7 protein-coding genes and 3 pseudogenes are annotated in these 9,674 nt (G+C 68.7%); 6 read left to right on the top strand and 4 right to left on the bottom strand.

Going from position 1 to position 9,674, the window contains the following annotated elements; genetic code table 11:
• Window positions 1–111 precede the first annotated feature (111 nt).
• Window positions 112–924 (bottom strand): class I SAM-dependent methyltransferase, encoded by an 813-nt coding sequence (locus ACWFR4_RS46520; RefSeq protein WP_453657758.1) that lies wholly within the window; start codon window positions 922–924, stop codon window positions 112–114.
• 28 nt (window positions 925–952) lie between these two features.
• Window positions 953–1,315: a hypothetical protein gene (locus tag ACWFR4_RS46515; protein WP_453657756.1), complete on the bottom strand. Its 363-nt coding sequence runs from the start codon at window positions 1,313–1,315 to the stop codon at window positions 953–955.
• A gap of 307 nt (window positions 1,316–1,622) precedes the next feature.
• Between ACWFR4_RS46515 and ACWFR4_RS46510 the strand changes: the two are divergent.
• Both ACWFR4_RS46510 and ACWFR4_RS46505 read left to right on the top strand, forming a co-directional pair.
• Window positions 1,623–2,295: pseudogene (locus tag ACWFR4_RS46510) on the top strand (SWIM zinc finger family protein); the annotation flags it as partial.
• A gap of 140 nt (window positions 2,296–2,435) precedes the next feature.
• A complete protein-coding gene (locus ACWFR4_RS46505; protein WP_453657754.1) occupies window positions 2,436–3,416 on the top strand; it encodes a hypothetical protein in 981 nt (326 codons plus the stop codon).
• 201 nt (window positions 3,417–3,617) lie between these two features.
• Here ACWFR4_RS46505 and ACWFR4_RS46500 read toward each other — a convergent pair.
• Window positions 3,618–3,734, bottom strand: a pseudogene (locus ACWFR4_RS46500) (IS5 family transposase); the annotation flags it as partial.
• A 156-nt stretch (window positions 3,735–3,890) separates the two neighbouring features.
• On the opposite strand from ACWFR4_RS46500, the gene ACWFR4_RS46495 reads away from it, so the two are divergent.
• Window positions 3,891–4,481: a hypothetical protein gene (locus tag ACWFR4_RS46495; protein WP_453657752.1), complete on the top strand. Its 591-nt coding sequence runs from the start codon at window positions 3,891–3,893 to the stop codon at window positions 4,479–4,481.
• A 477-nt stretch (window positions 4,482–4,958) separates the two neighbouring features.
• Here ACWFR4_RS46495 and ACWFR4_RS46490 read toward each other — a convergent pair whose 3' ends face one another.
• The gene (locus ACWFR4_RS46490; RefSeq protein WP_453657750.1) at window positions 4,959–6,425 is read right to left on the bottom strand and encodes a cellulase family glycosylhydrolase; all 1,467 of its coding nucleotides are present in this window, start codon (window positions 6,423–6,425) and stop codon (window positions 4,959–4,961) included.
• A gap of 111 nt (window positions 6,426–6,536) precedes the next feature.
• Between ACWFR4_RS46490 and ACWFR4_RS46485 the strand changes: the two genes are divergently transcribed.
• From ACWFR4_RS46485 to ACWFR4_RS46475, 3 genes and pseudogenes are all read left to right on the top strand, one after another.
• Window positions 6,537–7,055, top strand: coding sequence for a hypothetical protein (locus ACWFR4_RS46485; protein WP_453657748.1), 519 nt, complete (start codon window positions 6,537–6,539; stop codon window positions 7,053–7,055).
• A gap of 882 nt (window positions 7,056–7,937) precedes the next feature.
• Window positions 7,938–8,077: pseudogene (locus ACWFR4_RS46480) on the top strand (IS5/IS1182 family transposase); the annotation flags it as partial.
• Between the two features lie 363 nt (window positions 8,078–8,440).
• Complete coding sequence (locus tag ACWFR4_RS46475) at window positions 8,441–9,472, top strand: NlpC/P60 family protein (protein WP_453657746.1); 1,032 nt, start codon at window positions 8,441–8,443, stop codon at window positions 9,470–9,472.
• Window positions 9,473–9,674 lie beyond the last annotated feature (202 nt).

Here is a 9,674-nt window from a genome sequence, read left to right as displayed (position 1 = left end):
ATCCCATTCCGCGTTTGTCAGATCCCCACGACCCATACGGCCAGCCTGACCCCAACTCCCCACTCATGTCAGGAGATCCGAGAAACAGTGCCTAGGGAACCGGGAGACGCTCTACCGGCGGACCGCCGAGATCAGTCCGCCGGGCCGCTCCTCGCGCTGCGGCGGGGTGCTGATCGGGCGGCCGTAGGCGGCAGCGCGCTCGCGCAGGGTGTGGCTGTCGGCCTCCCAGCCGTGCCCGGCCAGCCAGCCCGCCGGGTCGTCGGGCATCTCCGAGACCCACATGGACGCCGCCGATCCCGGCGCGGCGTCCGCGCCGAAGCGCTCGATCACGCCGCGCGAGCCCAATGTCAGCCCCATCCGACTGCCTGCCGCCGACTGCGCGCTGATCCGGGCCAACAGCAGCTCCACCGCGTCCTCGGGCAGATAGATCAGTAGTCCTTCGGCGATCCACGCGGTCGGCACGGCCGGGTCGTGCCCTGCAGCGGCCAGCGCGCCTGGCCAGTCCTCACGCAGATCCACCGCGACGGTGATCCGCTCGCAGCGTGCGACGGCCCGCTCCTGGCGCAGCACCGAAGCCTTGAAGTCCAGTGGCGCGGCGGTGTCGACCTCGAACAGCCGGGTGCCCTCGGGCCAGTCCATCCGGAAGGCCCGGCTGTCCATGCCTGCGCCGAGCAGCACGACCTGCCGGACCCCGGACGCGGAGGCCTGCTGCAACAGGTCGTCGAGGAACTTCGTCCTGATGACGATGGAGAACGACACGGCCAGCCGGCGGCGTCGCGCGGCCTCGTCATCGGGCGGCGGCGAGGAGGGCCACAGGCCGCCGGCGGTGGCGAAGGCCTGTGCCAGTGGGTCGCGGAACAGCGCGTTCTCCCGCTCGGTCTCCAGCGCCCGCACCCGGGCCACCCCCACCGCCGTGGCCCACACACCCGACGGCTGCACCCGCTCCTGCTCATCAGTCACCGCGCCAGCCTAGATGAACGGCCTTGAGCTGGAGCTGCTCGGACGGGGTGAGGGTTCCCGGACGCCGGAGAATCCATCCCGCGACGGCTCGGGGCGAGGGCGGCCGGGCGGTCACCGGCCGCGGCGAGGTCCGCATGTCGTGCAGATAAGCGTGAACACGCTGGTAGCTGCCCTTATAGCTAAGCGGCACGATCTCCTCCCACAGCTTCCAAGCGTTGGTACAGCCCTCGCTCCAGCGGTCGTCCAAGTAGGGCTTGTAGTCGTCGAGGACGGAGGGTCGGTTCTGCCAGTGACCGGCGAGCAACTCCTCTGGCGTCGCGGCGTCGGCGAACTGCTTGACGGTGCGGTAGGTCATCCTGAGCTGCCGCTGGACCGAGCGACGACGATGCCCTGCCTTCAGCAGTGCGTGGACAGCAGCTTGCCGGGCCCGGGTCCGGTCGGCGAACCGGTGCCCGCGCGGCCATGGCGAACCTGACCAGTCCGCGGACGGGACGGCCTCGGGTTCGGGTTGAGGTGTCGCGGGCGCCAGGACGCATAGGCAGCGGCGGTGTTGCGCGACGCTCCGCTCGGCGGCCTCGCTCAGGTTGTGCCAGAGGTGCCACCGGTCCGCGACCTGGACAGCCTGTGGCGCTCGGGCAGCAGCACCCTCAGCAAAGAACGGCGCGGCCCGCGCCGCCCGTGAACAGGCGCCGGCTCCGTTCCCGGGCATACGTGCCACGGACGTCCTCGCCCGACACCAACTCCCGCCTCTCCCTGCGCCGTTGCCCGTGCCTCCGCAGCCCGAGCCGCCCCCGGTCTACCCGGCGGCACCCGGCGGCCCCGACCCCTTCGCGCCGGACCAGCTGGCGACCGACGCAGCCGCCCACGCCCTGCTCAGCACCGGCCGCGATCCGGTGGTGGAGCTGACGCTGTGGCAGGACGCGGTCCGGCTCGCCGCCGCCCGCCCTGGTTCAGGCCCCACGGCCGGCTCCCGCTCGCTCTACGCCTCGCTCGCCTCCGCCGCCGACCGCGCCCCCGCCGAACTGGCCCGCGGTCGCGGCCTGGCGGCGGGGCGGCATCGAAGGGCTCGCCGTTCTGGAGGAGCCCTGGGACTCGCCGGCCGGACGCTTCGACCGCGCCCGCCCGCTCCTCCTCGCCGCCCATCTGCCGGCCTTCCGCCCTTGGCGCAACCACCTCACCCACCCCCGCGGGCATGTCCAACTCCGCCTGGGCCGGGACGGGTTGTGGTACGTGTACGAGTCGGAACCGGGTTACGACGACTGGTGGCCCCGCGGCGCCCCCGACCTCGATCCGGTCGGCGCCCTGACCGGTCTCGGCGCTTCGCCGGAGCGCTGACGGGTATGCACGTATGTGGCGCGACGGGCAAGGCGGCGCGACCGGCAGTGAGCGCGGCCTCTGTCACCCGATGTGCCATTACACTGCGCCGTGGCACCACAGGACACACAGCAACTGGCCGAAAGTGAACGGGGAGCGGCATGGCTACGGGGGGATGGGGGCCGGGAAACGGCCCGGGTCAGCCTGGCGGCAACGGACCGGGAGGCCAGGGCGGCTGGGGCGCTCCCTACGGACCACCGCAGGGCGGCCCGTACGGTCCGCCACCACCGAATCCGGGCCCGTACCCGAACCAGCCTCCGTATCCGAACCCGTACCCCTACGGCCCCCAGCCCACGAGGCCCGCCGCCCGGCGCCGCCGCGGCTGCCTGTCGTTCGGCTCTCCCTTCGGGCTCGTCGGCGCGATCCTGCGCTCCGCGCACCGCGTCGCCACCAGGCTCTTCGCGCAGGAGGGTGAAGGCCGGATCGCGGACCGCACCGTGGACCGCGTCCAGCTGGCCCGCACGGTCCTCGGTGCCGCCGCCACCATCGCCCTGATCCTCGCCTACAACGTGGACCCGAACCGCTGGGAGAACGCGGCGTACGGCGGTGCCGCCCAACTCATCCTCGCTCCGTTCGTGCTGATCATCGCCGCGCCCCTGGTCATCCTCGGATTCATCTACTACGCGCCCCCGCACCTGCGGCCGCATCTGCGTTCCCGGCTGCGCGCTCCGCTCAAGGCGGTCGGCTGGTACGTGCTGACGTTGGTCGTCATCGGCGGGATCCTCGTCCCGACGGCCCTGACCGTCAACGCCGACGACGGGAAGAGCTGGTGGGAATACGTTCTGGCCGTCGCCTCGCTCATCGTGATCGTGTGGGGCTTTCCCTTCTTCTTCATGGCGTCGCTGTACTCGGCCCGCAGTGCCTTCAACAGCGCCCAGGTCCACCCGATGCTGCCGCCCGTCCTCACCCTGGCGCTGGTGTGGGTGTTCGCGGTCTTGAACCTGACCAGCGACGGCATGCCGGGGGGTTCGCCCATCGTCCAGATCGGCTCAACGCTGGGCGGGCCACTGTCGGTGACCGCCGTCTCGCTGTGGGAACTGCGGCGGATGAGAACCCGTTTCGGCGTCACCCTGCGCGCCTGATCCGGCTTCGGCGGGCCCCGCCCCCAGGTGAAGCGCGGACCTTCGGTGAAGGGGGTTCGCCGATGATCCGCGGGAGTCAGGTGCAAGGACGTGGGGCCCCGCATCCGGAAGGCCGGAATGGGCGGTTGGCGTGGAGCGGTGAACGAGAGATCTGTGGGCCCCCTAAGGGGCTGCGACATGTTGAAGGCTGAGGGTGCACGTTAGGTGGATCATGGCCTCGGATCGGTGGGGGTGGGTTTCGCAGTCGCGGGCGAGGCGGCGGCGGTGCACCAGCGAGAAGGTTCGCTCGACAACCCGGCGCCGTGGGATGGCTTTGAATCGGGTCTGATGCAGGATTGGGTGACAGGTTGACCTGCCCCACCTCTCGGCGGAGGACCTGGGTTGGGATCGGTGTGCTGTCCCTTCATGAGCTAGACGATCTCGACGTCAAACCTCGGAGGGAGGGTCTGGTTGCGGTGTGCGAAGGTGGCGCGTATGGGTAACTCGCGGGCGTATCCGGTCTTCCGTACCACCAACGCCGAAGAGGCCTGGACGCAGGCACTGCGCCTGAACGCTCTGCTGGAGGAGCGGGACGACGAGGTGACCTTGATGGCCGATCTGCTGACCGTGAAGGACGCGCAGCGGATGGCCGCGGCGCTGCCCGGTGCAGGATTCAACTACGCGGATGCCCGGGTGGACCCGGCGACGGGTGACTTCCCGGATTTCGGCTTGGACATCGGCACCGCGGAGCACTCCGTGCTGGAGGCGGAACTCCCTCTGTCCGTCCTGCACTACGTCGCACCGGGCACCGTGGAGCGCCGGTTCGTGGAGGCGGTGGGCCGAGGTATCGCTTCGATCGGCTTGCCCGGCAGGTGGCCCGACGATCCGGAGACGGAGTCGTACGGTGTCTCGAAGTACGACGGCGTGGAGGTCGTCTTCAACTGCGACGACGTGAACTGGTTGCAGCGGACCGATCACCACACCGTGTTCGCGCACGTCGACAAGTGGGGCGATCTTCCACGAGCCAGGCGCCTCGCCGCGTATCTTGGCAGCACCGTGCTGGGGGAGGCCCAGCTCGGGTGGTGAGGCGCCGGCTCTCGGCGCGTCCACCTACCCGGATGAGCAGATCGGCTTTCACGTATCCGGCGTCGGCGGGACGGCGGTACCTTCGGGCTGTCCGTTGGCCGCGTCCATCCGTACGCGGGGTGGGACGTTCAGGTGTACGCCGACACCAGGCCGACGGGTCGGCCGCCTCGTCTCCATTCGCCTACCCCCAGGGTGATTCTTCGCTCCCATCGGCACGGTGATGACCGGCCACCTCGTCCCCTTCCGTCATGGGGCCGACGGCAGCGAGGAGACCTGGGGCTCATGGACGGTATCCGGTCAGCCGGTACCTTCTTCTTCGCGACCTCATCGATGATCGGCCAACTGCCAGCCGTTCTTGGGGCCGACCGGGCCCAGTAGGCCGCGGAGGTAGTCCCGCATCCGGCGTCACAGATCAGCGCGGCAGATAGCGAGACACTGCTGGAGTGCTGGGTCTTCAGATCGACCGTCGCGTCAAGCTCAGTCCGTGTCCGGGACGGGTGTGATGCGGATGCGGTGCTCGCCGGGCCCGGACCGGACCACCAGAATCCGGGACTTGGCGTCCCAGGAAGTGACGTCACCGCCTGTGACGCGTCCGCCACGCGGGAAGTGCCGCTCGGGCAGGTACAGCTCCGTGTCCCCACGGACACCCCGCCGCGCGCCACGCCAACTCACCTTCAGCGTCCTGGATGTGGCATCCCATTCGTACGCGCCCGGTTCCCCCGCGATCGCGAGCGGTGTGGGCCGGTCGAGCACGGGCAGCAGCCGTGTCGCCCGCAGTGTGCCACGCTTCGTGCGCTCCCAAGGGGACCAGGGGCCGGGGTCGTTGGACCAGTAGGCGGTCCCCGCACCCATCTCCTCGGCGAGACGCCGCACCGCGGCGACGTACGTCAACGCTCCCGGCAGCGTCGCGTCGATCCCGTACTCGCCGACGACGACAGGGGCATTCAGCCGCCGCGCGGTGCGTTCGGTCTGCGTCCGCCATGAGCTCAGCGTGCGCCGCACCCACGCCTTGGCGTCACCGCTGTAGCCGCTGCCGAGGTCCAAGGGCAGTGGGTAGACGTGCGGGGCGTAGGCGATGCGGGCCCGGTCGCCGTCGCCGCGGGGGTCCTTCAGGTACGGAAGTCCGCTGGGCAGGCCCCAGTTGGTGCTCACAGCCTCCGGTTCGACAAAGATCCAGGAGTCGTGGTCGACCTCGCGGATGGCCGCGAGGGTCCTGCGGTAGAGGGCGGCGAGCGGGCCCGCTTCGAAAGCCGGTCCCTGCACGGATCCGCCCCATGGCTCGTTCATCAGGTCGTAGCCGATGACGGCGGGTTCGTCGCGGAATCGTCCGGCGACATGCGCCCACGCCGCCGCGTACCGGGCACGCAGATTCCGGCTTGACTGCTTGGTGCCCCAGAAGTGGTCGAAGGCGCGCACCGTGCCCGGTTCGATGTACTTGAGCTCCCACTGATCCTGCTCGGCGACTCCGAGCCCGTCGGTCTGGGTGGCCCAGGCCGGCGCGCCGTTGCCCCTCGTCTTCGGCCCGTAGACGTCCTGATGCATGTCGAGCATGACGTGGTAGCCGCGCGCACCGTACCAGCGCACACGTTCGGCGACCTGGTCGAGATACGTGTCGTCGTACGCCCCCGGCCCCGGCTCGACGTTCCGCCACTGGATGAGGAACCGTACGAAGTTCGAACCGAGCTGCTGCTTCTCCCGCTGGACGTCGGCGGCCTTGATCCACGGCATGCCGTTCGGCTCGGACTTGGCGCTTGAGGCGGTGTTGAGGCCGTTGAGGACGAGCGCGCGCCCCTGGTCGTCAGTGATCCAGCGGCGCGTACCGTCCGCGCCCGCACTGTCCGGGCCGACGGCCACGAGCAGTGCGGCGGCGACCGCTGTGACGACCCAACACGACGTCCAGATGGGCCACTTCGCCCGCAGGGACTTGATCGCAGATCCGGCCATGGCGTGGACTATAGGCACTCGATCCGGCCCCGCAACAGACATGAGCACTGTTCAGCTTTTCTATTCCCGCCCTCTGTCGGAGCGCCCCACCGCCACTTACAGTGATGCACCATGTCGCTGAAGATCCGCTGGACCGCGACCACAGCAGTGCTCTGCGGCTGCCTGGCACTCGTTCTTGCGTACGGCTTCGTGCCATTCCTGACCTACACCACCGCGCACGCGGGCCTGACCGTCGTGCCGAGCGCGCTCGGCATCCCGCCCGGACTGCCGGGGCTTCGCGCGGCGCCGCTCGGCGCCACGACCTGGGCGTGGCAGCTGGCCGAGGGCTTCGGCGCGTTGACCCTTCTCGCGGCCGCCGTGCTGCGGGTCCGCCGTCACGTACGCCGCCGCCCCAACAGTGGCCGCACTCGGCGTCTCTTGGCCGGCTGGACGGCGCTGATCGCGGGCGCCGCTGTCGCCGGGGTGTGGCGCGGGTTCGTGGCAGCGCGGATGGTGGAGGCGGGGTTCGCCGGCTGGGTCGGATACGCGGTGGCGGGGGCGGTGTTCGGTGCAGTGTGGGGCGTGGCCCTTGGCTGGCTCCCGGGGCTCGCGGTGCTGTCCACGGCAGCAAGGAGGGCACCGGCCAGGTAGACGACCAGGCCCTCGGCTGTAGCCGCCAGTCTTTGATGACGAAGGCACCCTGGGGAGCGCTTGCACCGTACTGAGACCGCGTCCTATGCGGTGACCTGGTGACCCCAGAGGCGAGGGACGTTCGTAGGCCTTATCCGCGTGTAGACGCCGGGGCTTGAAATATCGAGCATGGTGAGGGTCGTGTGTCCTTTGGTGGCCCTCGACCGTGGGCTTCGGCGCGAGGCTGTCATGTGTGTTCGCTGCCAAGAGGCCGACCAGGAGGGGCAGTCCGTTCGCTACCTACAGGACGTGCATCTTTTGAACCCGGATTTCCCCGTCCATGGGGCTCGGGTCTGTGAGTCCGCTTCTTTTTTAGCGCGTACGTGGGAGGAGTTGAGGACGGCGCATGACAGGTCGTGGAGGTCGGGGTCGCGCAAGCGGTGCAGGATCTCCCCCTGCAGCCGTCCCCACACGCAGCCCTCGACCACCCACAGTCCGTCCGGAACAATCCAACTCCACGTACCCTGACCCATGTTGAGGTGCAGTGCCCACCCCGCCTCACCACATAGGACACGGCCTTGAAGAGGGTCTCCGAGCGGCCTGACCATGAGGTACATGCGGCCATCGCCCAGCGGATGAAAGCCGACATCGTCGCGGTCGACGACACGCCGTTCGCCAGCGAGGAGACCTGCTGAAGCAGGCTCTTCGAGGAGATCTCCACCGGCACGTGGGGGTAACCGCGCCGGCCCTGAGCTTGTCCTACTGTTCTGGCGCGGGCCGAGGCCGGTCATTCGTAGGATTGGTGAGCCTGGGGACTCTGGGTTTGGCGGTGAGCTTATTGCCGCTTGCTGGCTGAAAAGACTTGGCCACCCCCGGAGCCCGTAACGGTCACAACCGCTCACCGCCTACCGCCGCCGCAACGTGGTCGAACGCTGCTTCCACAAGCTCAAGCACAACAAGGCCCTGGCCACCCGCTGTGGCAAACGCGCTCTCTCCTCCAAGCCATGGTCACCCTCGCCTGCCGACGACTCTGGCTCACCTGACTTTGCGGACGAGACCCAGGTCGTGCGGGCGTCCAGATGTGTCCGCGATGCTCATGAAGCGGCTCTGCCATGTCTTTTGCCTGTGTTCTGTTGGGATTGCAACGTCCCTTCACTTTCGTCTGGTTGGTAAGACCATCATGCAACGTAGCGTCAAATAGACATCGCTGTAGGTGAGTTGTGTGCAAAGAATGCAGGGTATGGGCGAGATTTTTCACGTCAGGCTTTGAAATGGTCACAGGAAGGTCACTAGGGTCGAGTCTCGAACCTCCGCTCGGGCGATCACTCACATGAGGTGAGTGACGGTGGAGGGGCACCGCCCACTGGGTTTGTGTGGGCGGCTGGAAGAAGAAGGAGATCGCCTTCGTGGCGTCCCACCGTCGATCCAAGCAGTCGAGCCGTGCCCGTGTGACCGTGCTCACGGCGACCGCCGCCGCTGCCGTGGCCCTTACTTCACAGGCCGCCAACGCGGCCCCCAAGCCCACGAAGAGCGAGGTCAAGGCGAAGGTCGACAAGCTCTACGAAGAGGCGGAGCGGGCCACCAACCAGTACGACGGGGCCAAGGAGAAGCAGAAGAAGCTGGAGAAGGAGATCGGCCAGCTCCAGGACAAGGTCGCCCGCGAGCAGGGCGAGCTCAATGAATTGCGTACGGGTCTCGGTGCGATGGCCAGCGAGCAGTACCGCTCCGGTGGTATCGACCCCTCGGTCCAGCTCCTCCTCTCCGCCGACCCGGGCGACTACCTCGACAAGGCGTCCACGCTCGACTCGCTCTCCGCGCGGCAGCTGGAGTCGCTCAAGAAGGTTCAGGCGAAGCAGCGCGAGCTGGCCCAGAAGCGCGCGGAGGCCGCAGAGAAGCTCCAGGACCTCGCCGGCACCCGCACCGAGCTCGGCAAGAAGAAGAAGGAAATCCAGGGCAAGCTCAGCAAGGCGCAGAAGCTGCTGAACTCCCTGACCGCCGCCGAGCGCGCCAAGATGGCCGCCGACGAGGCGCGGGCCAGCCGATCCTCCACGGGCCGCGTCAACCTCGGCAACGAGGTGGCCGCCTCCAAGTTTGGTGCCGCCGCCCTGAACGCGGCCGCCTCCCAGATAGGCAAGCCGTACGTCCGTGGCACCACGGGGCCCAACTCCTACGACTGCTCGGGCCTCACGCAGTGGGCGTACGCGCAGGCCGGTATCCAGATCTCCCGGGTGACGTACACGCAGGTCAACGACGGAACCCGGGTGGGCATGAGCGCACTCAAGCCCGGTGACCTGGTCTTCTTCAACAACACCGAGCATGTCGGCCTCTACGCGGGCAACGGCCAGGTGCTGCACGCGCCGCACCCGGGGGCCTCGGTGCGCTACGAGTCGATGAGCACGATCGGCAGCTTCCAGTTCGGCGTCCGCGTCGCAGGCTGATCGCGCCCGTATCGGATCCTCGCACCCACGTTCCGCCGTGGTGGGCAGTGCCCCTTCCGTGTCCAGGTAGAGACGTTTAGGCCTGGGGCATGCGGCACGTCTCTCTGAGCTTGACTCTGTCGGGGATCTTGGAGTTTCGCGGTGCGACAGCATGGTCAACGGGCATGCTCGGGTAGTTCCGATGACCGATGCAGCTGTCGAG

Source organism: Streptomyces sp. NPDC055140, from assembly GCF_053607285.1.
The sequence above is the reverse complement of the archived record's forward strand: the minus strand, read 5'-3'. Positions and strand labels throughout refer to the sequence as shown.